The 26,188-nt window shown below is 67.1% G+C and carries 26 protein-coding genes; 16 read left to right on the forward strand and 10 right to left on the reverse strand.

What is annotated here, in order from left to right:
* Positions 1-63: 63 nt before the first annotated feature.
* Complete coding sequence (locus BM397_RS08665; RefSeq protein WP_092422964.1) at positions 64-492, reverse strand: Lrp/AsnC family transcriptional regulator; 429 nt, start codon at positions 490-492, stop codon at positions 64-66.
* A gap of 121 nt (positions 493-613) precedes the next feature.
* Here BM397_RS08665 and rocF point away from each other — a divergent pair, with 121 nt between their 5' ends.
* Together rocF and ocd are read left to right on the forward strand one after the other, a co-directional pair.
* Positions 614-1,540, forward strand: coding sequence for an arginase (rocF, locus tag BM397_RS08670; RefSeq protein ID WP_092422966.1), 927 nt, complete (start codon positions 614-616; stop codon positions 1,538-1,540).
* Positions 1,540-2,604, forward strand: coding sequence for an ornithine cyclodeaminase (gene ocd, locus BM397_RS08675; RefSeq protein ID WP_425425924.1), 1,065 nt, complete (start codon positions 1,540-1,542; stop codon positions 2,602-2,604). The genes rocF and ocd overlap by 1 nt, the downstream gene beginning before the upstream one ends.
* A 41-nt stretch (positions 2,605-2,645) precedes the next feature.
* Here the strand turns inward: ocd and BM397_RS08680 are convergent, their stop codons facing one another.
* Positions 2,646-3,308, reverse strand: coding sequence for a TetR/AcrR family transcriptional regulator (locus BM397_RS08680; RefSeq protein WP_092423273.1), 663 nt, complete (start codon positions 3,306-3,308; stop codon positions 2,646-2,648).
* A gap of 137 nt (positions 3,309-3,445) precedes the next feature.
* Here BM397_RS08680 and BM397_RS08685 point away from each other — a divergent pair, with 137 nt between their 5' ends.
* Together BM397_RS08685 and BM397_RS08690 are read left to right on the forward strand one after the other, a co-directional pair.
* Positions 3,446-4,600: an HlyD family secretion protein gene (locus BM397_RS08685; RefSeq protein ID WP_092422968.1), complete on the forward strand. Its 1,155-nt coding sequence runs from the start codon at positions 3,446-3,448 to the stop codon at positions 4,598-4,600.
* Positions 4,597-6,162, forward strand: coding sequence for a DHA2 family efflux MFS transporter permease subunit (locus BM397_RS08690; protein WP_092422970.1), 1,566 nt, complete (start codon positions 4,597-4,599; stop codon positions 6,160-6,162). The genes BM397_RS08685 and BM397_RS08690 overlap by 4 nt, the downstream gene beginning before the upstream one ends.
* A 108-nt stretch (positions 6,163-6,270) precedes the next feature.
* Here BM397_RS08690 and BM397_RS08695 read toward each other — a convergent pair whose 3' ends face one another.
* The 3 genes from BM397_RS08695 to BM397_RS08705 all read right to left on the reverse strand — a co-directional run bounded on the left by BM397_RS08695 (position 6,271) and on the right by BM397_RS08705 (position 10,215).
* Positions 6,271-8,154, reverse strand: coding sequence for a DEAD/DEAH box helicase (locus tag BM397_RS08695; RefSeq protein ID WP_092422972.1), 1,884 nt, complete (start codon positions 8,152-8,154; stop codon positions 6,271-6,273).
* 125 nt (positions 8,155-8,279) lie between these two features.
* Entirely contained in the window at positions 8,280-9,794 is a 1,515-nt protein-coding gene (locus BM397_RS08700) for an inorganic phosphate transporter (protein ID WP_092422974.1), read from the reverse strand.
* Between the two features lie 4 nt (positions 9,795-9,798).
* The gene (locus BM397_RS08705; RefSeq protein ID WP_342707610.1) at positions 9,799-10,215 is read right to left on the reverse strand and encodes an NUDIX hydrolase; all 417 of its coding nucleotides are present in this window, start codon (positions 10,213-10,215) and stop codon (positions 9,799-9,801) included.
* A gap of 235 nt (positions 10,216-10,450) precedes the next feature.
* Here BM397_RS08705 and BM397_RS08710 point away from each other — a divergent pair, with 235 nt between their 5' ends.
* The gene (locus BM397_RS08710; RefSeq protein WP_092422978.1) at positions 10,451-11,689 is read left to right on the forward strand and encodes an aminopeptidase; all 1,239 of its coding nucleotides are present in this window, start codon (positions 10,451-10,453) and stop codon (positions 11,687-11,689) included.
* Between the two features lie 175 nt (positions 11,690-11,864).
* Positions 11,865-12,140 carry a hypothetical protein gene (locus tag BM397_RS08715; protein ID WP_092422980.1) on the forward strand — a complete coding sequence of 92 codons (276 nt, stop codon included), beginning with the start codon at positions 11,865-11,867 and terminating at the stop codon, positions 12,138-12,140.
* Between the two features lie 13 nt (positions 12,141-12,153).
* Here BM397_RS08715 and BM397_RS08720 read toward each other — a convergent pair whose 3' ends face one another.
* A complete protein-coding gene (locus BM397_RS08720) occupies positions 12,154-13,038 on the reverse strand; it encodes a LysR substrate-binding domain-containing protein (RefSeq protein ID WP_092422982.1) in 885 nt (294 codons plus the stop codon).
* Between the two features lie 135 nt (positions 13,039-13,173).
* Here BM397_RS08720 and BM397_RS08725 point away from each other — a divergent pair, with 135 nt between their 5' ends.
* From BM397_RS08725 to BM397_RS08745, 5 genes are all read left to right on the forward strand, one after another.
* A complete protein-coding gene (locus tag BM397_RS08725) occupies positions 13,174-14,121 on the forward strand; it encodes a Bug family tripartite tricarboxylate transporter substrate binding protein (RefSeq protein ID WP_092422984.1) in 948 nt (315 codons plus the stop codon).
* Positions 14,118-14,633, forward strand: a complete 516-nt coding sequence (locus BM397_RS08730; protein WP_092422986.1) for a tripartite tricarboxylate transporter TctB family protein — start codon at positions 14,118-14,120, stop codon at positions 14,631-14,633. Before BM397_RS08725 ends, BM397_RS08730 begins: the two co-directional genes overlap by 4 nt.
* A gap of 1 nt (position 14,634) precedes the next feature.
* Positions 14,635-16,152 carry a tripartite tricarboxylate transporter permease gene (locus tag BM397_RS08735; protein WP_092422988.1) on the forward strand — a complete coding sequence of 506 codons (1,518 nt, stop codon included), beginning with the start codon at positions 14,635-14,637 and terminating at the stop codon, positions 16,150-16,152.
* A complete protein-coding gene (locus BM397_RS08740) occupies positions 16,136-17,725 on the forward strand; it encodes a gamma-glutamyltransferase family protein (RefSeq protein ID WP_092567381.1) in 1,590 nt (529 codons plus the stop codon). The genes BM397_RS08735 and BM397_RS08740 overlap by 17 nt, the downstream gene beginning before the upstream one ends.
* A 100-nt stretch (positions 17,726-17,825) precedes the next feature.
* Entirely contained in the window at positions 17,826-18,812 is a 987-nt protein-coding gene (locus tag BM397_RS08745; protein ID WP_092422990.1) for a bile acid:sodium symporter family protein, read from the forward strand.
* A gap of 67 nt (positions 18,813-18,879) precedes the next feature.
* Here BM397_RS08745 and BM397_RS08750 read toward each other — a convergent pair whose 3' ends face one another.
* Positions 18,880-19,680, reverse strand: a complete 801-nt coding sequence (locus tag BM397_RS08750) for a methyltransferase domain-containing protein (RefSeq protein ID WP_176806563.1) — start codon at positions 19,678-19,680, stop codon at positions 18,880-18,882.
* 214 nt (positions 19,681-19,894) lie between these two features.
* Between BM397_RS08750 and BM397_RS08755 the strand changes: the two genes are divergently transcribed.
* From BM397_RS08755 to BM397_RS08765, 3 genes are read left to right on the forward strand one after another with little or no spacing between them, the layout of a single operon-like run.
* Positions 19,895-21,175, forward strand: a complete 1,281-nt coding sequence (locus BM397_RS08755) for a flavin-containing monooxygenase (protein ID WP_092422993.1) — start codon at positions 19,895-19,897, stop codon at positions 21,173-21,175.
* Positions 21,176-21,192: 17 nt separating this feature from the next.
* A complete protein-coding gene (locus BM397_RS08760) occupies positions 21,193-21,618 on the forward strand; it encodes a RidA family protein (RefSeq protein WP_092422995.1) in 426 nt (141 codons plus the stop codon).
* Between the two features lie 6 nt (positions 21,619-21,624).
* Positions 21,625-22,299 (forward strand): DUF1028 domain-containing protein, encoded by a 675-nt coding sequence (locus tag BM397_RS08765; RefSeq protein ID WP_092422997.1) that lies wholly within the window; start codon positions 21,625-21,627, stop codon positions 22,297-22,299.
* 69 nt (positions 22,300-22,368) lie between these two features.
* Here BM397_RS08765 and BM397_RS08770 read toward each other — a convergent pair whose 3' ends face one another.
* A complete protein-coding gene (locus BM397_RS08770; protein WP_092422999.1) occupies positions 22,369-22,890 on the reverse strand; it encodes a CBS domain-containing protein in 522 nt (173 codons plus the stop codon).
* Positions 22,891-22,971: 81 nt separating this feature from the next.
* On the opposite strand from BM397_RS08770, the gene BM397_RS08775 reads away from it, so the two are divergent.
* Positions 22,972-23,154 (forward strand): hypothetical protein, encoded by a 183-nt coding sequence (locus BM397_RS08775; protein ID WP_092423001.1) that lies wholly within the window; start codon positions 22,972-22,974, stop codon positions 23,152-23,154.
* A 213-nt stretch (positions 23,155-23,367) separates the two neighbouring features.
* Here the strand turns inward: BM397_RS08775 and nqrM are convergent, their stop codons facing one another.
* The gene (gene nqrM, locus BM397_RS08780) at positions 23,368-23,616 is read right to left on the reverse strand and encodes a (Na+)-NQR maturation NqrM (protein ID WP_092423003.1); all 249 of its coding nucleotides are present in this window, start codon (positions 23,614-23,616) and stop codon (positions 23,368-23,370) included.
* Positions 23,617-23,651: 35 nt separating this feature from the next.
* A complete protein-coding gene (locus BM397_RS08785) occupies positions 23,652-24,680 on the reverse strand; it encodes an FAD:protein FMN transferase (protein WP_245696024.1) in 1,029 nt (342 codons plus the stop codon).
* Positions 24,681-24,843: 163 nt separating this feature from the next.
* Between BM397_RS08785 and BM397_RS08790 the strand changes: the two genes are divergently transcribed.
* Positions 24,844-26,187, forward strand: coding sequence for a Na(+)-translocating NADH-quinone reductase subunit A (locus BM397_RS08790; RefSeq protein ID WP_092423005.1), 1,344 nt, complete (start codon positions 24,844-24,846; stop codon positions 26,185-26,187).
* Position 26,188: the final 1 nt, after the last annotated feature.

Genomic DNA, 26,188 nt, shown 5'->3' on the forward strand with positions numbered 1-26,188 from the left:
CCAGCCCGCCAGGACGGGCCGGCGCTCGCCCGGCGGCGCTGCGCGCCTTGTCTCGGGCTGGCTTCACCCTGACACATGCGCCAAAAGCAGGCTGCTTTCGGAGTTGAGGACCCCCGGCACGTCGCGGATCTCGCGCAGCACGCGGTCGAAATTCACCAGCGAGTCCGTCCGGATTTCCACCACCAGATCCCACGCCCCGTTGGTGGCGTGGATGGTCGAGACCTCGGGGATGCGCGTCAGCGTGCGGATCACGTTGCGCGACAGCCGCCCCTGAAGCTCTACCATGGTGATCGCGCGCACCTCGCCTTCCACATCCTGATCGGTCTCGATGGTGAACCGCCGGATCCGCCCTTCGGCAACCAGCGCTTCGAGCCGGGCGCGCGCGGTCGTGCGCGAGATGCCAACGGTCTGGGCAAGCTGCGTGATCGGCATGCGCGCGTCGCCGCGCAGCGCGGCGATGATCGCACGGTCGGTTTTCGAAAGTAGGCTCATGCTGTACGGTTTGACTCATGTGCTGATCAAAGTGAGTAGATACTAATGCGTTTTGATCACATTGACGATCACATTTGTCAGCAACTCGCGGCATCATGCGTGCAAGCATAACGGAGAGACCATGCCCAGAACCTGTTCCCTTCTCGGCGCCCCGATCCAGACCGGCGCGTCGCAACCGGGCTGCCTGATGGGCCCCGCCGCGCTGCGCACCGCCGGGCTCGAGCCGATCCTGTCCGAGCTCGACTGGCAGGTGAGCGACCTTGGCGACCTGAGCATCCCGGCGCTGTCCCCGCGGGGACACCACAACGCGGCGATCCACAACCTTGCCGAAACCATCGCCTGGATCGAGGTGCTGGAAGCCGCAGCGTTTGACGCGGCCAAGGCGCACGATCTGCCGATCTTCATGGGCGGCGATCATTCGATGAGCGCCGGCACCGTCGCCGGGATGGCACGCTACGCGCAGGGGCAGGGGCGTCCGCTCTTCGTGCTCTGGCTCGACGCGCATCCGGACCTGCACTCGCTGGAAACCACCACCAGCGGCAACCTGCATGGCACCCCGGTGAACTACTTCACCGGCCAGCCGGGCAATGACGCCTACCCGCCGCTCGCCGCCGCCGTGCCGACCCAGAACATCTGCATGATGGGCATCCGCTCGGTCGACCGGGCCGAGCACAAGCTGATCTCGGAGCAGGGGATCGAGGTGCACGACATGCGCGCGATCGACGAGACCGGCGTGCTGGCCCCGCTGAAGACCTTCCTCGAGAAGGTGCGCGCCGCCAATGGCCTGCTGCACGTCAGCTTCGACGTCGATTTCCTCGAGCCCGGCATCGCCCCCGCCGTGGGCACCACCGTGCCCGGCGGCGCGACCTTCCGCGAGGCGCATCTGATCATGGAGACCCTCGGGGACTCCGGGCTGGTGCGCTCGCTCGACCTCGTCGAACTTAACCCCTTCCTCGATGAGCGCGGGCGCACGGCGAAACTGCTGTGCGACCTGACGGCGAGCCTTTTCGGCCGCCGCGTGCTCGACCGTATGACCCGGAGCTTCTGATGATGGCCGTGAACCCTTCCGACCTGAAACCCTCGGCACTGGCATTTGTGCCCTTCGTGTCGGTCGACAACATGATGAAGCTCGTGCACGCCCATGGCGTCGAAGCCTTTCTCACCGGGCTTGCCTCGGAGATCGAGGCCGACTTCAAGCGCTGGCCCGAGTTCGACAAGACGCCGCGCGTCGCCAGCCACTCGCGCGACGGGGTCATCGAGCTGATGCCGACTGCGGACGCCGAGAACTACGGCTTCAAATACGTCAACGGCCACCCCAAGAACATGCGCGAGGGCTACCAGACCGTGACCGCCTTCGGCGTGCTGTCTTCGGTGGCCAATGGCTACCCGATCCTGCTGACCGAGATGACGCTGCTGACGGCGCTGCGCACCGCCGCCACCTCGGCGCTGGTTGGCAAGTACCTCGCGCCCGAGGGCGCCGAGGTCATGGCGATGATCGGCAACGGCGCGCAATGCGAGTTTCAGGCCATGGCCTTCCGCGCGCTTTGCGGGATCAAGAGGCTGCGGCTCTACGACGTCGATCCTGCGGCGACCGACAAGGCCGAGCGCAACCTCAAGGCGCAGGGCTTTGACGTTGTGCGCTGCTCGAGCCCGGAAGCGGCGGTCGAGGGGGCGCAGGTGATCACCACCTGCACCGCGGACAAGCAGTACGCGACGATCCTGACCGACAACATGGTCGGCAGCGGCGTGCACATCAACGCCATCGGCGGTGACTGCCCGGGCAAGACCGAGCTGCATCGCGACATCCTGCTGCGCTCGGACATCTTTGTCGAATACCCCGAGCAGACCCGCATCGAGGGCGAGATCCAGCAGCTCGAAGACGACCATCCGGTGACCGAGCTCTGGCAGGTGATGCGCGGCGAGGTGGCCGGCCGGCGCGATGCCAAGCAGATCACGCTGTTCGATTCCGTGGGCTTTGCCATCGAGGATTTCTCGGCGCTGCGCTACGTGCACGCGCTGGTGGCAAACGGGCAGTTCTGTGAACAGCTTGACCTGCTGGCCGATCCGGATGACCCCCGTGATCTCTTCGGGATGCTCACCCGCGCAGGCTGAAGCGCAATCCGCTTCGAACCAAAGGCGCCCCTCGGGGCGCCTTATGTCTTGTAGGCGGCCATGAAGACCCGCACCGCGTCCTTCGCGACACGGGCGATCTCTTCCTCGGTGGGCGCATCGGGGCGGCGACCGAAGAGTCGCGGGCGCCACGTCAGCGTCGTCGACAGCTCGACGAACTGGCCCGCCGCCAGCTCGGGATCGGTCACGTTCAGGTTGCCCGCTTCAGTTTCGCGCCGCAGGAAGTCCTGCAGACAGGTCAGGAAGTGCTTGGCCCCCGCATCGTAAAAGCGCGTGCCCAGTTCGGGCATCCGCTCGACGACGCTGATGACGATGCGCTGCGCGCGGATCACGTCTTCGGAGTTGAGCTGCGTCGACAGACCCATGGCATAGGCCAGCAGCCGCTCCTCGATCGTGCCCGCCTCGGCCAGCCGCGCGAAGATTCCGTCGAAGAAATCCTTCCGTTTCTCCTCGACCAGCGCGACGAAGAGATCCTCCTTGTTCTCGAAGTAGACGTAGAGCGTGCCCTTCGAGACGCCGGCCGCCTTGCAGATGCTGTTCATCGAGGCGGCGTCGAATCCCTGATCGACAAAGACCTGCCATGCGCCGTCGAGGATTTGACGGCGTTTTTCAGGGTCTTCGCCCGCAGCATGGCGGCGCTTCTGCGCGCAGGCCTTGGCCCGCTCCGTGAGTGTGTCGAGTTTCATGACGCTCATATAATCGAACCGTGCGGTTCGATGAAGTCTTGATTTCGCAGCGGCACCCGCCTATGTCCAGTCGAACCGAGCGGTTCGATCAGCGAATCCCTCCTCCCATTTGCATTCGACACCCGAAGGTGACCTCCATGTCCCGCCACGACCGCATCGAACCCACCGATCCCGAGACCCGCCCCGCGACGGCTCCGCAAGCCACCACTCACGAAACCGCGGAGACGCCGCCCAAGAGCGGCCGCAAGAAGCGCATCCTTGGCGGGATCGCGCTTCTTGCGCTGCTCGCGGGCGGATACGAGGGTTACGGCTGGTGGACGACCGGGCGCTACATGATCGAGACCGATGACGCCTATGTTCAGGCGGATCTCTCGCTCGTGTCGTCGAAGCTGCAGGGATATGTGGAGGAGATCCCGGTGCAGGCGAACCAGCACGTGAGCAAGGGTGAGGTGCTGGTTCGGATCGAGGATGGCGATTATCGCATCGCGCTGGAACAGGCGCAGGCGCAGCTGCCGACGCTGGAACGCACCCTGTCGCGGATCGACGCGCAGACCGCCGCGGCGCAGGCAACGGTGACGCAATCCGAGGCCGAGCTCTCCGCCGCCGAGGCCGCGCTGCGCAGCGCGCAGACTGCGCTGACCCGGGCGCAGGGGCTGGCCGCGCGCAAAGTGACCTCGCAGGCCGATCTCGACGATGCCACCGAGGCGCTCGAGACGGCCAAGGCCAACCGCGCCGCTGCCGCCGCCGCTATCAAGGGCGCCGAGGCGCAGGTCGAGGTGCTGAAGGCCGAGCGGGCCGAGACCGAGTCGAGCCGCCGCGAGATGGAGCTGGACATCGCGCAGGCGCAGCGCGACCTCGATCACACCGTGCTGCGCGCGCCGTTTGATGGCACCGTTGCGAATATCGCCATCGAAGAGGGCGAGCTGGTCAGCATCGGCGCGCGGCTCGCTGCCGTGGTCCCGGATCACGGGCTCTACGTCGAGGCGAACTTCAAGGAAACCCAGCTGGCCGGAATCCTCCCGGGCGAGACCGCCAAGATCAGCATCGACGCCATGGAAGGCCATGAGGTCGAGGGCCGCGTGGTCTCGGTCGCGCCGGCCACGGGCTCGGTCTTCTCGCTTCTGCCGGCGGACAACGCCACCGGCAACTTTACAAAGATCGTGCAGCGGGTGCCGGTGCGCATCGAGCTGCCCGAGGGCACGCCCGGCCTGCGTGCGGGCCTGTCGGTGGTGGTCGAGATCGACGAGCGCACCGCGCCCGAGGGCACGGAGCTGGCGGAGGTCTCGAAATGAGCACCGCAGCCCAAACACCGGCCGCAGAGCCCGAACTTACGCCGCGCAGGGTCGCGGCGTTTTTCGTCATGGTCTTCGGCATGTTCATGGCGATCCTCGACATCCAGATCGTCTCGGCTTCGCTGCCGGAGATCCAGGCCGGTCTCGGAGCGTCCTCGGACGAGATCAGCTGGGTGCAGACCTCCTACCTGATCGCCGAGGTGATCATGATCCCGCTCTCGGGCCTGCTCGGGCGGATGATGTCGACGCGCTATCTCTTTGCGGTCTCGGCAGCGGGCTTCACCGCCGCCTCCTTCATGTGCGCCACCTCCGGCTCGATCAACGAGATGATCCTGTGGCGCGCGGTGCAGGGCTTTCTGGGCGGCGGCATGATCCCCTCGGTCTTTGCCGCGGCCTTCACGCTCTTCCCGCCGTCGAAGCGGGCGATCGTCTCGCCGCTGATCGGGCTTGTCGCGACGCTCGCGCCGACCGTCGGGCCGACGGTCGGGGGCTATCTCAGCCATGCGATGAGCTGGCACTGGCTGTTCATCGTCAACGTGCCCGCGGGCATTGCAGTGACCGTTGGCGTGCTGACACTGGTCGATTTCGACAAGCCCGACTGGAAGCTCTTCGACAGCTTCGACTGGATCGGTCTCGGGGCGCTGGCCTGCTTTCTCGGTGCGATGGAATACGTGCTGGAAGAAGGTCCGGGCAACGACTGGTTTCAGGACGAGATCGTCGCCGTGCTCTTCGTGGTCATGGTGGTGGGCGGCATCGTCACCTTCTGGCGGGCCTTCACGCTGAAGAACCCGGTGGTGGATTTCTCGGCCTTCCGCGACACCAACTTTGCGGTCGGCTCGCTGTTCAGCTTCGTGATGGGCATCGGGCTCTACGGGATGACCTATCTCTACCCGCTCTACCTGAGCTCGATCCGTGGCTATGACAGCCTGATGACCGGCGAGACGGTGTTTGTCTCGGGGCTCGCGATGTTCGTCTCGGCACCGCTGGCTGGCGTCCTCTCGTCCAAGATGGACCTGCGGCTGATGCTGATGATGGGCTTCATCGGCTTCGGCATCTCGTCGTGGATGCTGACGGGCATGACTGCCGACTGGGACTTCCAGGAGCTGCTCTGGCCGCAGGTGCTGCGCGGGCTGTCGTTGATGATCTGCATGGTGCCGATCAACAACCTCGCGCTCGGCACGCTGCCGCCGGACAAGATGAAAAGCGCCTCGGGGCTCTACAACCTGATGCGCAACCTTGGCGGCGCGGTGGGGCTGGCGGTGATCAACACATTGCTGACCGACCGCGGCGCGCTGCATACGGCGCGTCTCCACGAGGCGGTGAACTGGAACAATCCCGAGGCGCTGCGGCAGCTCGAGATGATGGGCCAGAACCTTTCGGCGCAGGGCATCGACGGCGAGCGCGGCGCGCTGCAGCAGATGGCCGGACGGATCGCCGAGCAGGCGACGGTGATGTCCTTCATCGACGTCTTCCTGCTGATCACCGTGCTCTTCGCGGGGCTGGCGATCATGGCGCTGGCGATGAAGCCCCCGGCGAAGGGGGCAGGGGCGGCGGCGCACTGAGCGGAACCCAGTACACGGGACGGACCGAAAGCAAACAGAGCGACAAAGAAAAAGGCCGCCGGATTATCCGGCGGCCTTTTCTTCATTCAGCGATCGAAGCTCGAGGCCTCAGCCCTTGCGGTGCGGCTTCTTGGGGCCGGCCTTCTTGTGGGCGCCGTCGGTGTCGCGGAAGGTCTTCTTGGCACCGAACTTGCCCTTGGGCTTGTCGCCGTCGCGGCGCGGGCGGTCGAAGTCGCCGTCCTCGGACTTGCGCTTGAAGCCGCCCTTGCCGGGTCCGCCGAAGCCCTCTTTCTTCTTGAAGCCGCCTTCCTTGCGGAACCCGCCCTCTTTCTTGAAGCCACCTTCCTTGCGGAAGCCGCCGTCCTTCTTGAAGCCGCCGGGCTTCTTGGGGCCGCGCGGGGCGCTCTTCAGCTCCTCGGGGAGGCCGTCGACCTCTTCCATCACCAGGCCCTGCGCCACTTCCATGTCGGGGCCGAGCGCCTCGAGGAAGCCTGCGACCGCATTGTCGGCGATCTCGACGTAGGTCAGCTCGTCAGCGATGCGGATGGCCCCGAGCGACTCGCGGGTGATGTTGCCGGCGCGGCAGATCTTCGGCAGCAGCCAGCGCGGGTTGGCATTGCCTTCACGGCCGACGGTGACAGTGAACCAGCGGCTCGGGCCGAAGGGCTCGCTGCGCGGCGCCTTCTCGGCGCGGGCATCCACGGGCAGCAGCTCCTCGGGGGCCGAGCGCAGGCTGCGCCACTGGCGCACCATCGCCTGGGCGATTTCCTCGGCGCTGTATTTCTCGGTGATCTGGGTCACCAGCGCGGCATCGCTCTCGGGCGAGGGATCGGTCCACATGGGATCGGCCAGCATCCGCGCTTCGTCACGTTCCAGCACGGCGTCGGCGGTGGGGGCTTCACCCCACTCGGCCTCGACCTTGGCGAAGCGCATGATGCGCTCTGCCTTCTTGCGGTCGCGCAGCGGCACGATCAGGGCCGAGATGCCCTTGCGCCCGGCGCGGCCGGTGCGGCCCGACCGGTGCAGCAGCGCCTCGTTGCTCTGCGGCAGCTCGGCGTGGACCACAAGGTCGAGGTTCGGCAGGTCGATGCCGCGGGCGGCGACGTCGGTCGCGACGCAGACGCGGGCGCGGCCATCGCGCATCGCCTGCAGCGCGTGGCTGCGCTCGTCCTGGCTCAGCTCGCCCGACAGACCCACTACGGCGAAGCCGCGGTTGGTCAGGCGCGACACCAGGCGCGACACGGTGGCGCGGGTGTTGGCGAAGACGATGGCATTGGGTGCCTCGTGGAAGCGCAGCAGGTTGGTGATCGCGTTCTCCTGGTCGCCCTGGGCGACGATCACCGCGCGGTATTCGATGTCGGAGTGCTGCTTGGCACCGCCCTGCACCTGGATGCGCTGCGAGTCGCGCTGGTAGCGCTGCGCCAGCTGGGCGATCTGCGGCGAGACGGTGGCCGAGAAGAGCAGCGTCTGACGCTCGGGGTTGGAGGCCTCGAGAATGGTCTCGAGGTCTTCGCGGAAGCCGAGGTCGAGCATCTCGTCGGCCTCGTCGAGCACCACGGCCTTGACCTGCGAAAGATCCAGCGCGCCGCGGCGCAGGTGGTCGCAGAGACGGCCCGGGGTGGCGACGACGATATGCGCGCCGCGCTCGAGCGCCCGGCGCTCGGTGCGCGCGTCCATGCCGCCAACGCAGGAGGCCATGACGGCACCCGCCTCGGCGTAGAGCCACGACAGCTCGCGGCGGACCTGCAGGGCCAGCTCGCGGGTCGGGGCGATGATCAGCGCTTCCGGCGCGCCGGCGGCGCCGAAGCTCTCGGCGTCGCCGAGGATGGCGGGGGCAATGGCGAGGCCGAAGCCCACGGTCTTGCCCGAGCCGGTCTGTGCGGACACAAGCAGGTCGGCGCCGGCGATGGCCGGGTCGGTCACGGCTTCCTGCACAGGGGTGAGGGTTTCGTATCCGCGGGCTTGCAGAGCGGCGGCGAGGGTCTGTTTCAAGGTCTGAGATCCGTTCCAAGGACTGTCGGCGAAGGATGTCGGTACGAGGAGTCAGACCGAGTCAGGGCGCCGGGAAAGGGTGCGCTATATACCCTGCACCCCGGTCCGTAAAGCGCCGATTAAGGTCAGCCGAACAGCGTGGTGATGAGTAGGAAGCAAAGCGCCGACAGCAGCGCCGAGGCCGGAACGGTGACCAGCCAGGCGGCGATGATTGTCGTAAGGTGCGAGCGGCGCACCAGCTTGCGGCGCTGGCGCTCCTCGATCGGCAGCAGCTTGGTGCTGCGGGTGGCGCCCTCGGTGCGGGCGCGCCGGGCCATGTACCATTCGCGGTAGAAGCCGACGCCGAAGACGCCGCCGACGGCGATGTGGGTCGAGCTGACGGGCAGCCCCAGCCAGGAGGCGAGGATCACCGTCAGCGCCGCCGAGAGCGCGACGCAATAGGCGCGCATCGGGTTGAGCTTGGTGATCTGGCTGCCGACGAGCCGGATCATCCGCGGCCCGAAGAAGATGAGGCCGCAGGAGATGCCGAGCGCCCCGATCATCAGCACCCAGTAGGGGATGACCGTCATCTCGGCGGCGACTTCCCGCGATTGCAGCGCCCGAACGATCGCGCCGAGCGGTCCGACGGCATTGGCCACGTCGTTGGCACCATGGGCAAAGGAGAGCAGCGCCGCAGAGATCACCAGCGGCATGCGGAACAGCACCTTGAGCGAGGCGTTGCGGTTCTCCATCCCCTCCGAGCGCCGCCGCACCAGCGGCACCGAGACCCGCCACGACAGCAGCCCGACGCCGAAGCCGACCAGCGCCGCCTCGTGCAGGTCCAGGTGGACGACCTGCCGCAGCGCCTTCAGCGCGAGGTAGCAGGCGAAGGTCCCGGCCATGACCCCGATCAGCACCGGCAGCCAGATGCGCGCCGCCGCAATCCTGTCGGGCACGTACATGATCTTCCACTTGATGAAGGCCAGCACGCCGGCCGCGATCACCCCGCCCATGATCGGCGAGATCACCCAGCTTGCGGCGATGGCGCTCATCGTAGGCCAGTTCACCGTGCCGAAGCCCGCCGCGGCGATGCCGGCGCCCATGACGCCGCCGACCACCGCATGGGTGGTGGAGACCGGCGCACGCAGCACGGTGGCGGTGTTGATCCAGACGGCGGCGGCGAGCATGGCGGACATCATCGCCTGCACGAAATGCGCGCCGTCGGTGATCTCGCCCTGCGCGAGGATCCCGCTGGAGATGGTCGAGACGACCTCGCCGCCGGCCAGCAGCGCTCCGGCGGTCTCGCAGAGCGCGGCGATGGCGATGGCTCCGGCCATCGACAGGGCGTTGGCCCCCACCGCCGGGCCCATGTTGTTGGCCACGTCGTTGGCGCCGATGTTGAGCGCCATATAGGCCGCGAAGGCGGCGGCGATGGCGATCATCAGCGTGCCCTGCAACTCGCCGGTGGCAAGCGCGACGATCGCGGTGACGATGGCGACGAACAGCAGCGACACCCCGACGCCGATGAGCGGGCGGGCGGTATGCAGGGCCGCGGACTCGATCAGGGACATGCGCCCGAGATCCTTGTCCAGCGTCGGCCAGTCCTGACCGGAGTCGTGCTGAGACGCGGACCGCGCCGCGCGGGGCTTGGACTCGGTCATCGGATCAGCTGGTCTCGTGCTGCGGCATCATGGTCGGCACCCGGGAGAGCAGCTCCTGCAGGCCGGGCTCGTCGACCATGGTAGCAGCTTCGCTGGGCGGCACCCAGCGGCGTTCGCGCTGACCGGCCTCGGGGTAGTCGTCGCGCAGCGGCTCGGTCACCTCGGCAGCATAGACGAAGACAAGCGTGTCCATGGGCAGGCCGCTGTCGAGCCGCTTGTCATAGCGATAGCTGCCGATCTCGGAGGTCTGCGCGTCCGGAGCGACGACCCCGGCTTCTTCCCAGGCTTCCTCCATCGCGGTGCCCGGCGAGTCGAGCCCGGCCTTCGGCCAGCCCTTGGGCAGCACCCAGCGGCCGGTATCGCGCGACGTGATCAGCAGGATCTCCAGCCCGTCCGGGCCCTCGGCATGGCGAAAGCACATCGCCGCGACCTGAAATCGCGGCGGCCGCCGGAATGCCGGGCCGATGAACCTATGCCAGAAGTTTCGAAGCATGGCGGGCCTCGTAGCACCAAAATCGGGAGATCTTCAATCTATATTGGCGAAATCACCGCCGACTGTGGCGCTTTCACGCGAGGTCAGGCTGGCGTGGGGCGGCTTGACTGTCCTACCCCGCGGCCCCAGCTTTGCCGCAACCAGACAGACTCAGGAGCTTTTCATGACGTCGACCCCCATCGACCCGACGCTGATCGACCGGCTTGCCGAAGTGGCGGTGCGCACCGGTGTGAACATCCAGCCCGGACAGCAGCTCGTGCTGACGGCGCCGGTCTCGGCGCTGCCGCTGGTGCGCGCGGTGACCCGTGCCGCCTATCGTGCCGGTGCCTCGCTGGTGACTCCGCTGCTGTCCGACTCCGACGTGGCTCTGGCGCGTTTCGAGGAAGGTCAGGACGACAGTTTTGATGCCGCCGCAGGCTGGCTCTACAATGGCATGGCCGAGGCCTTCGGCGACGGCGCGGCGCGCATGGCGATCGTCGGCGAGGATCCGATGCTGCTGGCCGAACAGGACCCCGCCAAGGTGTCGCGCGTGGGCAAGGCGAACTCCAAGGCCTACAAGCCGGCGATGGAGGAGATCACCAACTTCAAGATCAACTGGTCGATCTGCGCCTGGCCGGGGATGGCTTGGGCCAAGCGCATGTTCCCCGAGCTCAGCGAGCCCGAGGCGCAGGCGAAGCTGGCCGAGGCGATCTTTGCCGCCGCGCGTGTCGACACCGCCGATCCCGTCGCCGCCTGGGCCGAGCACAACGCCGCGCTGCGCTCGCGCACCGAGTGGCTGAATGCCGAGCGGTTCTCGGCGCTGCATTTCACCGGGCCGGGCACCGACCTGACCATCGGTCTGGCGGATGGGCACGAATGGCACGGCGGCGCGAGCACCGCGCAGAACGGCGTGCAGTGCAATCCGAACATCCCCACCGAGGAGGTGTTCACCACGCCGCACGCGCAGCGCGTCGAGGGCACGGTGCGCTCGACCAAGCCGCTGTCGCATCAAGGCAGCCTGATCGACGGCATCGAGGTGCGCTTTGAGGGCGGCCGCATCGTCGAGGCGAAGGCCGAGACCGGCGAGGCGGTGCTGAAGGAGCTGCTGGCCACCGACGAGGGTGCGGCGCGTCTCGGCGAGGTGGCGCTGGTGCCGCACGGCTCGCCGATCTCGCAGTCGGGCCTGCTGTTCTACAACACGCTCTTCGACGAGAACGCCGCCTGCCACATCGCGCTTGGCCAGTGCTACTCGAAGTGCTTCCTCGACGGGGCGTCGCTGAGCGCCGAGCAGGTGGCCGCGCAGGGCGGCAACAGTTCGATGATCCACGTCGACTGGATGATCGGCGGCGCCGAGACGGACATCGACGGCATCCGCGAGGATGGCACCCGCGTGCCGGTGTTCCGCAAGGGCGAGTGGGCCTGAGAACGCGTACTCGGATGAGTTGAAAGCGCCCACGCCGCGCCGGGGAGATCCGGCGCGGCGTTTGCGTCTCACTTTCGTCAAAAGTCTTAACGCAAGATTAACTTAGCGCATTGTCCACAGGCCGACTCAGGCTACACTCGTTCCGCTGCCACGCGAGTATGAGGGGGGTCGGTTCATGCGCAAGACAGAGACAGTCACCATCAGCGGCGAGATTCTTTCCTATGCGGAAGGGCTCGTGGCCCGCGGTGAATACCGTGACATCGGAGCGGCGATCGAGGGCGAGCTGCTGAAGGCCCGCGCGCGGCGCTCGGGGAAGATCAGCCCGTTCCAGAACGAGTTGCGCACCCGGCTCATGGTCCAGCCCGATCAGTGGGACGCCATGGGCGTGTCGGCGGAGCCCTTCTTCGGCGACGACCCGGCGCTGGCGCGGGTGATCGAGGACCGCAGCTGATATCACACCCTGATCAGTCGTGATCGTCGCGCGGGCGTCCATGCTCGATCAGCGCGGCGGTCAAGGCTGACAGCACCTCGGCCCGGCTGGTGGTCGGGCGCTGCACGAGTCCCAGCCGGCGGTGGATCGGTGGGGCGCCGAAGGGAAACCAATCGAGCGCGGCGGTGATCGAGTCCTGCAGCGCCACGTAGGGGATGATGGCAAAGCCCAGCCCGGCCCGCACGCAGCCCACCACCGCCGTCATCGTGTTCACCGAGACCACCTGCCGCGGCGCGACGCCGAGGCGCGCGATCTCGGTGTCGATCTGCCGCGCCAGCGGCACCTGCGTGCGGTAGCGGATGTAGGGGATGCGGCGGATCAGGTCATGGATCGCCAGCCCGCCGGTGCCCGGCGGGGTGATCACCACCAGCGGCTCGCTCAGCACCTCTGTCCAGCGCAGGCTCGGTGGCACCGCCACATGTTCGGCGACCAGCGCGGCGTCGAGCTGGCCCGAGACCACCTCGGCCATCAGCTCCTCGGACATGCCGATGCGCAGCCGGTAATTCAGATCGGGATACTGTCGCTGCAGGGACGCCAGCGCCTGCGGCACCAGCGAATTCGCCCCGGTGCGCAACGTGCCGAAGGCCAGCGTACCGCCGACATCGCCGCCGGTGACCGAGGCCTTTGTCTCGGTGACGATGCGCAGGATCTGCCGGGCCGAGCGCAGCATCTCGGCCCCTTTGGCGGTCAGCACCGGCGGGCGGCGGGTGCGGTCGTAGAGCTGCACGCCCAGTTCCACCTCCAGCGCCGAGACCTGCTGGCTCACCGCCGAGGCGGTGAGGTTGATCGCCTGCGCCGCCGCGGCGAAGCCGCCGTGCTGTTCGATGGCGAGAAGAGTTTGAAGCTGACGCGTGTCCATGGCCGCAAAGTAAGCAAAACTAAAAATAATGGCAATAATTACGCGCTTTGTGTGGCTCATCCTTGTGTTACTTCAGGCTTACCCAACCAGAACGCCGGCGGAGAAACCGCTGGCCTCAACACAGGGAGCCTCCCAATGAAACTTCGCACGGGCTTTGCCGCCCTTCTTGCCGCGGCCACCATGATTGCCGCCCCTGCCAGCGCGCAGGATTACCCCGATCACCCGGTCGAGTTCATCGTGCCCTGGTCGCCGGGCGGCGGGTCAGACACGCTGATGCGTCTCATCGCAGGCAACATCGCGCCCTACCTCGGCACCGAGATGCCGATCATCAACATGCCCGGCGTCGGCGGCACCGTCGGCCTGCGCGAAGCCTCGCGCCGCGCCAACGATGGCTACACCATCAGCCAGGTCCACGAGGGCCTGCTGGTCGCGACCGAGACCGGCATCACCGATCTGGCGTGGGACGACTTCGAGCCGATCGCGCTGATGACCTCCTCGCCGCAATACCTCGTGGTGCACCCGACCGAGGACTATTCCGATTTCGAGGAATTCGTCACCTACGCCAAGGCGCACCCGGGCGAGATTACCATGGGCGTGACCCTGGGCGGCGTGCCGCACCTGCACGCGGCGATGATCGAACAGGCCTATGGCCTGCAGTTCCAATACGTCGGCTACGAAGGCACCGGCGAGCGCGTGCGTGCCCTCGTGGGCGGCAACCTCGACGCGGCGATCGGCGACATTTCCTCGTCCAAGCAGTTCGTCGACAACGGCGACCTGCAGTTCCTTGCCGTGGGCTCCACCGAGCGTGCCGCCGAGGCTCCGGACGTTCCGACCTTCGCCGAACTGGGCGCAGACCTCGAGCTGCAGGTGACCCGCGGCATCGTCATGCCCAAGGACGCGCCGCAGGAGGCGCGCGACAAAATGGAAGCGGCGCTTGAAGAGCTGTCGAAAGACGAGACCTACATCGAGCAGACCAACAATGCTGGCGCCGCCGTCATGTTCCGCGGACAGGAGGCTTACAGCGCCTATCTCGCCAAGCTCGACGAGACGGTGAAGTCGCTCTCCGAGGTTCTCGCACCGTGAGCGAGACCGGCTACGACAAGAAGCTGGCAAGGGAGGCGGGCGAGATTGCCCGTCTCCTGAGCTACGTGCTGATCCTTTTCGCCTCGGTCGGTCTGTTTCTTTCAGCGGCCGGTATCCCGACATCGCGCTTCGAGAAGCTCGGCGCGGGCGCCTTTCCAAAGATCGTCTTCGCCGGCATCGCGCTGGTCGCGGTGATCGCCATCATCGACGCGCTGCGGAAGATCCCCGCGGGCGCCTACGGCCGCTTTGCCGCGCAGACCTGCGCATGGGCGCGCCGCCGCTACCTCGTTTTCGTCACGCTGGCCGCGTTGGCGGTCTACCTGATCCTGATCCCGGTGCTCGGCTTCTCCATCGCCAGCTTTCTCTTCATCCTCGCGCTGGAACTGGTTCTGATGCCGCGCCGCCCCGCGACGCTGCTGATCGCGGTGATCGTGGCCGCGGTCTTCTCCTTCGGGCTGAACTGGCTCTTTGCCGAGGTCTTCACCGTCTTCCTGCCGCGCGGGGTGCTCTGACATGGACAGCTTCCTCTCCGGCGTCGCGCAGATCTTCACGCTCGCCACGCTGATCTACATGCTCGCCGGCTCGGTTGCCGGCATTGTCGCCGCGGCGATCCCCGGCTTCACCGTCACCATGGCCATCGTGCTGACGCTGCCGCTGACCTTCACCATGGAGCCGCTGCAGGGCATCGCGGTGATGCTCTCGGTCTACGTCGGCGGCTACACCGGCGGCCTGATCTCGGCGGCGCTGCTGGGTATTCCCGGCACGCCCTCCTCGGTGGCCACCACATTCGACGCCTTCCCCATGGCCCGCCGCGGCGAGCCCGGACGGGCGCTGTCGCTCGGCGTCTGGGCGTCGTTCTTCGGTACGGTCATCTCGACCGTGGTGCTGATCGTCGCCGCGCCGCCGCTCGCGATGTTCGCGGTGAAGCTCGGCCCGTGGGAATATTTCTCGCTGATCGTCTTTGCGCTGACCATCGTCGCCTCGCTTGTCGGCGACAGCGTCATACGCGGCATGCTGGCGGGTCTCATCGGCCTCGCCATCTCGACCGTCGGCGCCGACCCGATCATGGGCCGCCCGCGCTTCGACTTCGGCATCGAGATGCTGGTCTCCGGCCTGCCGTTCCTCGTGGTGCTGATCGGCATCTTCGCGATCTCGCAGCTGACCTCGGAAGTCGAGGATGCGAAATCCGTCCGCTCCGGCAATGCGCTGGTGACCGGTGCCATCGACTTCCAGACCTGGAAGGTGATGAAAGAGGTGCTGCTGCGCCCGGTGAACCTGATCCGCTCGTCCATCGTCGGCGTGCTGATCGGCGCGCTGCCGGGGGCAGGGGGGTCGATCGCCAACCTCGTCGCCTATGACCAGGCCAAGCGCAACTCCAAGGACCCGGACAGCTTCGGCAAGGGCAACCCGGACGGCGTCGTCGCCTCTGAGGCGGGCAACTCGGCCACCGCCGGTGGCGGCCTGATCCCGCTGATCGGGCTCGGCATCCCGGGCTCGGCGGTGGACGCTATCCTCATGGCCTCGCTGATGGTGCACGGCATTTCCGTCGGCCCGCGGCTGATCATGGACCATGCCGATCTCGTTTACGGCATGTTCGTCGCCATGGCCGTCGCCTCGCTGATGATGCTTGTGGTCTCGGTGCTGTCGATGCGGCTCTTCCTGCGCGTCGCCGAGGTGCCGAAATGGCTGATCGTGCCGGTGGTCATGGTTTGCTGCGTTGTCGGCTCCTTCGCGCTGAACAACCGGGTAACCGACCTCTACCTGCTCGGCTTCATCGGGGTGGCGGGCTATGCGCTGCGCGCGCTCGGCTACTCGCTGGCACCGCTGGTGCTGGGGGTGATCCTCGGCCCGATCGCGGAAACAAACCTGCGCCGTGCCCTGATGACCGACGCCGATCCGTCACTGTTCGTCACCCGTCCGATCAGCCTGATCTTCCTCATCGCGGCCGTGCTTTCGATTGCCTGGGCAATCCGCGGCCACCTCAAACACCGAAAAACTTCCGGGAGGAGTACCGATGCGTCTGCGTCATGATCCCGTCTACCCGTCGCGCCGCTCGCCCGTCCTGGCCGAGAACGTCGTGGCGACCTCGCAGCCGCTGGCCACGCAGGCCGGGCTGACCATCCTGCAGCAGGGCGGCAATGCGGTGGATGCCGCGATTGCCACCGCCGCCGCGCTGACCGTGGTGGAACCCACGGGCAACGGCCTCGGCTCGGACGCCTTCTGCATCCTCTGGGACGGCAAGCAGTTGCACGGGCTCAACGCCTCGGGCCGCGCGCCCGCAGCCTGGTCGCCCGAGCGCTTCCCCGATGGCATGGTCCAGCACGGCTGGGATGCGGTGACCGTGCCCGGCGCGGTCAGCGCCTGGGTCGAGCTGTCGGAGCGGTTCGGCAAGCTGGGGCTGGCCACCGTGCTCGCGCCGGCGATCCGCTACGCCGAAGAAGGCTTCATCGTCTCGCCGGTGATCGCCGCGCTCTGGGCCAAGGGAGCCGAGACGCTGGGCAAGCAGCCCGGTTTTGCCGAGACCTTCATGCCCGGCGGCCGTGCGCCGAAGGCGGGTGAACGCTTCCGCAACCCCGGTGCGGCGCGGACGCTGAAGGCGATCGCCGAGACCAAGGGCCGCGCCTTCTACGAGGGCGAGATCGCCGAGGAAATCGTCGCCTTTGCCAAGGCCCACGGCGGCGCGATGACGATGGCGGACCTCGCGGCGCAGAAGCCCGACTGGTGCGGCACCGTCAGCCAGTCCTTCGACGACGTGGAGCTGCACGAGATCCCGCCGAACGGGCAGGGCATCGCCGCGCTCATGGCGCTGGGGATGCTGCAGCACACCTCGATCCGCGAGCATGGCCCGGATGACCTGACCGCCGTGCACCTGCAGATCGAGGCGATCAAGCTGGCCTATGCCGACCTGCACGCCTTTGTCGCCGACCGCGACCACATGACCGAGGTCGACGAGACCGCGCTGCTGGACCCGGAGTACCTCAAGTCCCGCGCGGCACTCATCTCGGAGGACAAGGCGCAGGACTTCGGTCCCGGCGCGCCCAAGCGCGGCGGCACGGTGCTGCTGAACGTGGCCGATGCCTCGGGCATGATGATCAGCTTCATCCAGTCCAACTACGCGGGCTTCGGCTCGGGCGTGGTGGTGCCGGGCACCGGCGTGTCGATGCAGAACCGCGGTTTCGGCTTCACCACCGAAGAGGGCCACCCCAATCAGGTGGCGGGCGGCAAGCGTCCGTTCCACACGATCATCCCGGGCTTTGCCATGAAGAACGGCCAGCCGCTCATGGCCTTCGGCATGATGGGCGGTCCGATCCAGGCGCAGGGCCACATGCAGCTGCTGCTGCGCACCGAGCTCTGGGACCAGGACGTGCAGACCGCCGCCGACGCGCCGCGCTGGCGGATGATCGAGGGGCTCGACGTCGCTTGCGAGCCGAGCATGGCACCCGCGCTGCTGGAGGGTCTGAAGACCCTCGGTCACAAGGTGCAGGTCGAAGCGCCGGACAATGCCTTCGGCTTCGGCGGGGCGCAGCTTGTCCATCGCCTGCCCGAGGGTGGCTTTGCGGCGGGCTCCGATCCGCGTAAGGATGGCCAGGCCGCCGGCTTCTGAGCCTGTCCGATACACTGGGCTTGGGCGCGGCGGTTCTCCGCGCCCAAGCCTCCACGGGGAGCGGCGCGCGCGCTGGAGAGGGAATGGAGCAGGAGACGAAATGAAGTTTCTAAAACGCATCGGCATCGACACCTACATGCTGCTGCTGATCGCAACGGTCGGCCTTGGATTGCTGCTGCCCGCGCAGGGTGTCGCTGCGGTGGGGCTCAAGCACGTGACCTTCTGGGCCGTCGCGCTGCTGTTCTTCCTCTACGGTGCCAAGCTCGACCCGAGTTCGGTCCGTGCCGGGCTGATGAACTGGCGGCTGCAGGGGCTGACCTTTGCCGCGACCTACGTGATGTTCCCGCTGATCGGGCTCGCGTTGGCGGCGGTCTTTGCGCCGGCACTCGGCCCGATGGTCACGCTGGGGCTGCTGTTCCTCGCGGTGCTGCCCTCGACGGTGCAGTCCTCCATTGCCTTCACCTCCATCGCCGGAGGCAACGTCCCGGCGGCGATCTGCGCGGCCTCGCTGTCGAACATCATCGGCGTGGTGCTGACCCCTGCACTGGTGGCGCTGCTGCTGCATCAGGGCGATGGCGGCGTGAGCTTCGACGCGGTGATCAAGATCGGCACGCAGATTCTGCTGCCCTTCGTGCTCGGTCAGCTGGTAAGGCGCTGGGTCGGCGCTTTCGTGAAGAAGCACAAGGTTCTGACCATGGTCGTCGACCGCGGCTCGATCCTTTTGATCGTCTACTCGGCCTTCAGCGCAGGTACGGTCTCGGGCCTGTGGTCGAAGATCCCGGCGGCGAGCCTGATCATGCTGGGTCTGGTGGTGCTGGTCTTCCTCGCCATCGTCATGCTGCTGATGGTTGGCGCGGGCAAGCTCTTCGGCCTGCCGTATCCGGACCGGGCGGTGCTGTTCTACTGCGGCTCGACCAAGAGCCTCGCCTCGGGCCTGCCGATCGCCACGGCACTCTTTGCTCCGGATCAGGTCGGTGCAATCGTGCTGCCGGTGATGATCTACCACATGAGCCAGCTTCTGGTTTGCGCCTTCGTCTCTCAGAAAGCGGCGCGGCGGGTTGAGAGCGGCATCGTACCCGCTAGTTGAAGCGCGGGCTCTGCCAGAGTCAGGAAGGCCCGGCATATGCCGGGCCTTTTGCCGTTCGGGGCAGGGCTCAGGCGCGGGCGGTCACCACGTTCGAAGCATGTGGGAAGGTCATGGCTGTGCCGTCGAAGCAATCCCCCAGCCTCTGAAGGAAGAGGTCGATGGCACGCCGTGCGGTGTCCTCCGCCAGCGCCGACAGCTTGTCTCCGGTGTGCATTCCGCCCATCGCGCCTGCCGCGAAGGCGCGCGCGTCGGGATGGTGCAGGGTCAGCGTTACCGGAAGCACCGCGACCTCGGTGAAGCCCGCGTCGAGAAAGAGAGCCTCGAGCGCGTCGGCGTCGGGCAGACCGCAGATCGCGCGCACCGCATCGCCCGCAGCGGGGCCGGCGCAGGCATCGAGCGCCGCGGCTTGCGCCTTCAGCATCGGGTTCTCGTCCAGACCGCGTTGGACGCAGGCGACGACCCGCCCGCCGGGTCTCAGCACCCGCCGCAAGTCGCGAAGCGCCGCGGGGCGGTCGGGGAAGAACTGCAGCGCCTGCTGGCAGAGGGCGAGATCGAAGCGGTCCGCCTCGAAGGGCAGCGCCGCGGCATCGGCCTCTACCCAATTCGCCTCGAGGCCATGGTCGAGCGCGACGCCCCGCGCGACCTCCAGCATGCCGGCGCTGTGGTCCACTGCTGTCAGGCTGCCAACCGCAGGCTGCTGCCGCGCCAGTTCGCGCGTGACGACGCCGGTGCCGCAGCCGAGGTCGAGGACATGCTCGCCCGGCTCGGGGTGGGCGCGGCCGATCAGCTCGCGCGCCCATGGCTCGAAGATCACCGGCACCAGCACCGACTGGTAGCGGTCGGCAAAGCTCTGTTTCCTCGGGATCATCCGTACCTCCGCATCGCCCATGTCTCGGCGAGGGCGGGCCTCGCCCGGTCATGCTGGAAGCCTAGCACATGTTGCCTGCCGCACGGGTGCCCGTGCGCCGAGCACAGGCATGGCTTAGGCCTGCCCGAAGCAAGGGCGATGAATTTCGTAATTCGCCCAAAGCTGTCGTTGCGGTAGATAGGTCGCGTACGCCTTGGCCGGAGAAGGACTCGCCATGCCCGTTGAAACCATCGACACGCTTGTGATCGGCGCAGGCCAGGCCGGGGTTGCCATGAGTGAGCATCTGGGCCGCGAGGGCGTTCCCCACATCGTGTTGGAGAAGAGCCGCATCGCCGAACGCTGGCGAACCGGCCGCTGGGATTCTCTGGTCGCCAATGGCCCCGCCTGGCACGACCGCTTCCCCGGCCTGGAGTTCGACGGCGACGGCGAGGCCTTCCCTGCGAAGGACGAGATGGCAGACTACTTCGAACGCTACGCGGCGAAGTTCGGCGCACCGATCCGCTGCGGCGTGGAGGCGACCCGCGTGCAGCGTCTCGAGGGGCGGTCGGGGTTCCGGGTGGAGACCTCGGCGGGTGTGATCGAGGCGCGCAATGTGGTTTCGGCCACCGGCCCGTTCCAGACCCCGGTGATTCCGCACGTGGTGCCGCAAGACGCGCCTGTGACACAGCTGCATTCGGCCGATTACCGCAATCCGGAGCAGCTGCCCGAGGGGGCGGTTCTGGTGGTCGGTGCAGGCTCGTCGGGCGCGCAGATCGCCGACGAGCTGAACCGGGCCGGGCGCAAGGTCTACCTCTCGGTCGGGCCGCACGGGCGACCGCCGCGCACCTATCGCGGGCGCGACTACTGCTGGTGGCTGGGGGTGCTGGGGCTCTGGGACATTCCCGCTCCGGCGCCGGGCACCGAGCATGTGACCATCGCGGTGAGCGGCGCGCAGGGCGGCCGTACCGTGGAATTCCGCCAGCTCGCGGCGGAGGGCATCACGCTGGTCGGGCGCACCGAAAGCTACGCCGATGGCCGGCTAAGCTTCGAAGATGACCTTGCGCGCAATATCCGCCGGGGCGACACGGATTACCTCGCGATGCTCGATCAGGCAGACGCCTACGTGACCCGCAACGGGCTGGATCTGCCCGAGGAGCCCGAGGCGCGCCAGATGCTGCCGGACCCGGACTGCATGATCGATCCGCTGCGCGAGCTTGACCTCGACGAGGCCGGGGTGAAAACCATCCTCTGGGCCACCGGTTACGCGCTCGACTATGGCTGGCTCGATCTGGATGTCCTCGATGAAAACGGCCGACCGCAGCATGAGCGCGGCGTGTCGCCCGAGCGCGGCTTCTACTTCCTCGGCTTGCCGTGGCTGTCGCGCCGCGGGTCGAGCTTCATCTGGGGCGTCTGGCACGACGCCCGCTACATCGCCGATCAGATCGTGATTCAGCGCAGCTACAGCACTTACGACGACGAGGCCCGCCGCGCGACGACCGCGCGGGCCGCAGAATGACCCCAACGGAGCGCCAGATGGCCCATACCCGCATCCGCAAGTTCAACACCAAGGACACCTACCCCGAGCAGAAGCTCGACAACGACCTGTGTCAGGCCGTGGTTGCCGAGGGCAAGATGGTGTTCCTGCGCGGCCAGTGCCCGCAGAACCTCGACGATGCCAAGAACATCGAGAGCCACGACCCGGTCGAGCAGACCCACAAGGTCATGCAGAACATCCGGCAGCTGATGGAGGAATGCGGCGGCGCGATGGAGCATGTCTGCCGCGTGCAGGTCTTCCTGACCGACGTGCGCAACCGCGAGGCGGTCTACCGGACAATGGGCGAATACATCAAGGGCGTGCACCCGGTGTCCACCGGGCTCGTGGTGACCGCGCTGGCGCGTCCCGACTGGCTGGTCGAGATCGAGGCGACCGCCGTCATTCCGCACGACTACAAGGCCTGATCCCGGATGACCTTCTCGCTTGTCGCCCGCTGCCCCGAGACCGGCATGTTCGGTCTGGTGATCTCGTCCTCCTCGCCCGCTGTCGCGGCGCGCTGTTCCTTCGCGCGCGCCGGGGTGGGGGCTGTGGCCTCGCAGAACGTCACGGACCCTTCGCTGGGTCCGCTGGCGCTCGATCTGATGGAAGCGGGGCTTTCAGCGCCAGAGGCCATCGCGGCAGTGCAGAAGCGCGGCAAGTTCATCGAGTACCGGCAGGTGCTGGCGGTGGATGCCGCAGGACGCACGGCGATTCATTCTGGGCCGAACTCGCTGGGCATCTGGACGCAGGCGCAGGCCGAGAACGCCGCCTCGGGCGGCAACCTGCTGGCCAATGACGGCGTGCCGCAGGCGATGGTCGATGCCTATCTCGGGGCGACGGGCCATATCGGCGACCGGCTGGTCGCGGCGCTGCGTGGCGCGCTCGCGGCAGGTGGCGAGGCAGGGCCGGTGCATTCGGCGGGGCTGAAGATCGTCGACAAGGTCAGCTGGCCCGTCGCCGACCTGCGCTGCGACTGGACCGAGGATTGCCCGATCGAGGCAGTGGCCACCGCCTGGGAGGTCTACAAGCCGCAGCTTGAGGCCTACGTGCAGCGCGCGCTCGACCCGCGCGAGGCGCCCTCCTACGGGGTGCCGGGCGACGAGTGAGCGCAGGGCCAAGAGACTATAGGGCCGCGTCCACCTTGGACGCGGCCCTTTTTCATTGGCCGCCGGGTCTCAGCCGACGATGAGCTGCTTGAGCTTCAGCGCCTCGTATTCCAGCGCGGTCAGCCGGTAGTTCACCACGTCGCCGATCGAGATCATGCCGATGAGCTGCCCGTCCTCGAGAACCGGCATGTGGCGGAAGCGCCCGTCGGTCATCCGGCGCAGGGTGCGCACCAGCGTCTCATCGGGGGTGCAGGTCTCGAGCTCCGAGGTCATCAGCTCGGCCACCGTCTGCGGCAGGGTGCGGCCCGGTGTGTCGGCGAGTCGGCGGACGATGTCGCGCTCGGACAGGATCCCGACCAATTCCCCCTGCGCGTCCTTCACCAGAAGCGCCCCGATGCGCTGGTCGCGCAGCACCTCGACGGCCCTGCCGATGGTTTCCTGCGGCTGGATCCAGAAGAGATCACCGCTCTTGCTGTCTAGCACGTGGCGCACCGTCGCCTCGGCCGCCGAAAGGTTGGTTTCGACCGATTGACTATGGGTCTTGTGCGGGTCGTCGTCGTCGCGGGTATGAGGTTTGTATGAAGCTGGCATCGCGTTACCCTCCCTTGAACCTCTTTCAGGTTAGTGCAATCAGCGCACGAGTAAACGAATTCCATCACTGAGGTCTGAATCTTGCCCGAGCTTACGCTGACTCCCGCCAGCGCCACTGTGCTCTTCGTGATTGCGTGCCTTGCCGGGTATCGCTACCGCAGCGTGTGGAAGGCCGAGGGCCCGCGCTGGCAGCTCTGGGTGTTCGGGCTGATCGCCGCGGTGGTGCTGCTGGTACTGGGACTGACTCCGCTCACCGGGGGCTGAAGCTGCCCGAAAACTAGGCGAAGCCGCTGGGCAAGCGCCTGCGCGCCGATCCGAGGTCGTCCGGGCCTGACCGAGATAAGGTGCCGACATCAGTCGTTGCAGCGCCAGCCCAAGGGCAGTCGCTTGACCGGCTCCCGCTACAAAAACCTTTCCGCGAAAAGCGAAAACGCCGGCCCAAGGGCCGGCGTTTCGTATTTGGATGAGGCTTGCCGCTCAGGTCGCCGCGCGCTCCTCGCGCTCCATGTCCTCGAGCATCTTGCGCGCCTTGGGGCAGTGCAGGCGGTCGCGCAGGGGGCTGTCGGGATCGACTTCCTGCTTGCAGACCACGCAGCGGTCGGCGCCCGCGATGGCGTTGAGCCCGCCGCAACTGCCCTTGATCGTGCGCCCGTTGAGAATGACGCCGAGCGCCATGCCCAGCATCACGATCATCAGCAGTCCGAAAGCAAGAATGAAGGTCGACATGGCGTCCCCCTTTCAGCGGGTGCGGCGGTTGGCGATCAGGCCTGCAGCGCGGTGAAGCGGTCGCTGGCGGTGATCTCGAAGCCCTTGTCGCCCGCCTTGCCCGAGCGATCAATGAACAGAGCCGCCATATCACGCTGATTTGCGATCTCGAGACCGCGCTCGCGGCCCATCACCAGCAGCGCAGTCGCCCAGGCGTCAGCCAGCATGGTGTTCTCGGCCATCACGGTCACCGAGGCGGTGTTGTGGGTCACCGGGCGGCCGGTGGTGGCGTCGATGATGTGCGAGTAGCGCTTGCCTTCGAAGTCGAAGAAGTTGCGGTAGTCGCCCGAGGTCGCCATGCCCATGTCCGACACGGCCACGACCTGCTGGACGCCGCGGTTGAAGGCTTCCGGCGTCTCGATGCCGATGTGCCAGGGCTGGCCGTCGGGGTTCTTGCCCGCGGTGTAGAGATCGCCGCCGACTTCGACCATGTAGTCGGTGATGCCGAAGCTGGCGAGGGTGCGGGCGACCTGGTCGATGCCGAAGCCCTTGCCGATGGCCGAGAGGTACACCTCTGCCTCGGGGCGCATTTTCTGCAAAGCGCCGTTGCCGACTGCCACCGACTGCGACTGGCCGCAGCAGGCCAGCGCCTGCGCGATCTCTGCTTCGGAGGGCATGTCGCTGCGGGTCTTGCCGGCGCCGAAGCCCCAGAGGTCGATCAGCGGGCCGACGGTGACGTCGAAGCGGCCTTCGGTGGCGGCGTTGATCTCATGCGCGGCGCTCATCACTTGGGCAACTTCCGGAGACACGGCGAAGTGATCGGTTGCGCCGGCGGCGTTGAAGCGCGAGATCTCCGAGCTGGCATCCCAGTTCGACATCTGCGCGTTCACTTGCGCCAGGCTGGCGTCCACGGCCTTCTGCAGATCGGCCTTTTCGATCTTGTTGCTGTGGTCGATGGCGGCGATCGAGTAGCTCGTGCCCATGGTCAGCCCGGTGAGCTCCAGGACGGACCACCCTTTCTTGCAAGCTGCCAGTGCAAAGGGCATCACGAGGAAGCTACGGCGAGAAAAGGTAAGAGGGTTCATCCGGTATCTCCGCAAGAGCTGTAGGGTCGACGATGAGACAAAGGGCTTCTGAGCCGTTTTGGCGGGTGATTCAACATTAAATTGGAAACTTTCTCGTCAAACCCTTCCAAACTGCGGCGTTGCGGCGCATAAGGCTGCCGGAAAATGGACAGGACGAAGCGACGTGCAGCAATATACGTTGAGAAAAGGTCTCGATGTCCCGGTGCTGGGGACACCCGAAGGCGGAATCGAAGACGGTGCAGCGGTCCGGACCGTTGCAGTTCTGGGGCAGGATTACATCGGTTTGAAGCCGAGACTGGCGGTTCAGGAGGGCGATGTGATCGCCGCCGGCGCGCCGATTCTGGCCCATAAGGACACGCCCGAGGTTCAGGTCACCGCACCGGTTTCAGGCCGAATCAAGGCGATCAACCGTGGCGCCCGCCGGGTGCTGATCTCGGTCGAGATCGAGGTCGATCCCAGCGCTGCCGAACCGGTGGACTTCTCTGCCGTCGGCGATGCCACCACCGGCGAAGGTCTGGCCGCGAAGCTCTGCGCCGCCGGTCTCTGGACCTCCTTCCGCACCCGTCCCTACTCGAAGGTACCCACCGCCGACGCCCGCCCCGCCGCCATCTACGTGACGGCGATGGACAGCGAGCCGCTCAGCGGCGACGCCGCGACGATCATTGCCGAGGATGCCGGGGCCTTTGCCCGCGGTCTGCAGGCGCTGCCGCTGCTGACCGAGGGCAACGTCTACCTGTGCCAGGAAATCGGCGCGGACGTCCCCGGTGCGGACCTGCCCGGCATTACCGCTGCGGGCTTCTCCGGTCCGCACCCGGCCGGCCTTGCCGGCACGCACATGCATTTCCTCGAGCCGCCCTCGGCCTCCAAGACCGTCTGGACCATCGGCTACCATGACGTGATCGCCATCGGGAAACTGCTCGAGACCGGCCGTGTCGACGGGTCGCGCATCATCGCCCTGTCCGGCCCGATGTGCAGCCGTCCGCGGCTGGTGCGCACCCTTGCAGGGGCTTCGATGCTGGAACTCTGCGCCGAGGACCTGAACGGCTCCGCACCGGTGCGGGTGATCTCCGGCTCGATCCTCAGCGGCCGCATGGGCGCGGGACCAGATGCCTTCCTTGGCCGCTACGCGCGGCAGATCACCCTGATCGAGGAAGACAAGAAGCAGATTCCGATGGGCTGGATTCGCCCGATGGGGTCGAAATTCGCGGTGCAGCCGGTGCTCGGCTCGGCCTTCACCAAGAAGCTCTACGCGCTGACCTCGAACCTCAACGGCGGCCGCCGCGCCATGGTGCCGATCGGCACCTTCGAGGAGCTGATGCCGCAGGACTTCCTGCCGACGCAGCTGCTGCGCGCGCTGCTGGTGATGGACACCGACCAGGCACAGGCGCTTGGTGCGCTGGAACTGGACGAGGAAGACCTCGGGCTCGTGGGCTTCGCCTGCCCGGCCAAATACGAATACGGCATCGCCCTTCGCGACAGCCTCAGCAAGATCGAAAAGGAGGGCTAAG

The sequence above is a fragment of the Alloyangia pacifica genome (assembly GCF_900116195.1).
Classification (GTDB): Bacteria; Pseudomonadota; Alphaproteobacteria; order Rhodobacterales; family Rhodobacteraceae; genus Salipiger; species Salipiger pacificus.